Here is a 1,723-nt window from a genome sequence, read left to right as displayed (position 1 = left end):
TCGTACATGTTCGCGCTGCTGGCCAGCCCGCACCTGAGCGAGAACTTCGAGAGCTTCCGGGCGGCCTTCCCCGACGGGCTGCACTCGCCGCTGTGGATCATCATCCCGCTGGGGGCGGCGCTGGCGGGCATGGCCGGGGTGCTGCTGGGGGCGCCGACGCTGAAGCTGCGGGGCGACTACCTGGCGATCGTGACGCTGGGCTTCGGCGAGATCATCCGGGTGTTCCTGAACAACATGGAGTACCCGCTGAACATCACCAACGGTCCGCGCGGGATCGGGCAGATCGACGCGGTGCACTTCTTCGGGCTGGACCTGGGCAAGTCGCTGGAGGTGTTCGGGGTGACGCTGCCGTCGGTGACGCTGTACTACTACCTGTTCCTGGCGCTGGTGGTGGGGTCGGTGCTGATCTGCTACCGGCTGGAGACCTCGCGCATCGGGCGGGCGTGGATGGCGATCCGTGAAGACGAGATCGCGGCCAAGGCCATGGGCATCAACACGCGCAACATGAAGCTGCTGGCCTTTGGCATGGGGGCGACGTTCGGGGGCGTGGCGGGCACGATGTTCGCGTCCTTCCAGGGCTTCGTGAGCCCCGAGTCCTTCAGCCTGCAGGAGTCCGTGATGATCGTGGCGATGGTGGTGCTGGGCGGCATCGGGCACATCCCGGGCGTGATCCTGGGGGCGCTGCTGCTGGCGGCGCTGCCGGAGGTGCTGCGCTACGTGGCGGGGCCGCTGCAGGAGATGACCGGGGGTCGGCTGGACGCGGCCATCCTGCGCCAGCTGCTGGTGGCGCTGGCGATGATCGTGATCATGCTGCTGCGACCGCGCGGGCTGTGGCCGGCGCCGGAGCATGGCAAGGCGGCGCCGCAGCCGCTGAAGAAGAACTGAGCAAGGAAGGAGCACCAGAGATGACGCAAACCGTGCTCAAGGTGTCGGGCGTGTCCAAGCGCTTCGGCGGGCTGCAGGCCCTGTCGGACGTGGGCATCCAGATCAACGCGGGCCAGGTGTATGGCCTGATCGGCCCCAACGGGGCGGGCAAGACCACCTTCTTCAACGTGATCACCGGGCTGTACACGCCGGACGCGGGCAGCTTCGAGCTGGGGGGACAGGCCTACCGGCCGCAGGCGGTGCACCAGGTGGCCAAGACCGGGATCGCGCGGACCTTCCAGAACATCCGGCTGTTCGCCGAGATGACGGCGCTGGAGAACGTGATGGTGGGGCGGCATGTGCGCACCCAGTCCGGGCTGCTGGGGGCGGTGTTCCGCACGCCGGGCTTCAAGGCCGAGGAAGCCGCGATCGCCAAGCGCGCACAGGAGCTGCTGGACTACGTGGGCATCGGGCAGTACGCGGAGTTCAAGGCGCGCACGCTGTCCTACGGCGACCAACGCCGGCTGGAGATCGCGCGGGCGCTGGCGACCGACCCCAAGCTGATCGCGCTGGACGAGCCGGCGGCGGGGATGAACGCGACCGAGAAGGTGGTGCTGCGCGAGCTGATCGACCGCATCCGCAAGGACGGGCGGACCATTTTGCTGATCGAACACGATGTGAAGCTGGTGATGGGGCTGTGCGACCGGGTGACGGTGCTGGACTACGGCAAGCAGATCGCCGAAGGCACGCCGGCCGACGTGCAGAAGAACGAGAAGGTCATCGAGGCCTACCTCGGCGCGCACGCTGCGCACTGACGGCCCACCCCCTACCGGCTGCGCCGGCCCCCTCAAGGGGGCGC

2 protein-coding genes are annotated in these 1,723 nt (G+C 68.5%); both read left to right on the top strand.

Going from position 1 to position 1,723, the window contains the following annotated elements; translation table 11 throughout:
- Window positions 1-885 (top strand): ABC transporter ATP-binding protein (locus LZ017_RS21720; RefSeq protein ID WP_241399020.1); only part of this gene is annotated, 885 nt, incomplete at its 5' end.
- Between the two features lie 20 nt (window positions 886-905).
- Entirely contained in the window at window positions 906-1,679 is a 774-nt protein-coding gene (locus tag LZ017_RS21715) for an ABC transporter ATP-binding protein (protein WP_241399019.1), read from the top strand.
- Window positions 1,680-1,723: the final 44 nt, after the last annotated feature.

The organism is Pelomonas sp. CA6, from assembly GCF_022549225.1.
Lineage (GTDB): Bacteria > Pseudomonadota > Gammaproteobacteria > Burkholderiales > Burkholderiaceae_C > Roseateles.
This window is presented reverse-complemented; position numbering and strand designations above follow the sequence as displayed.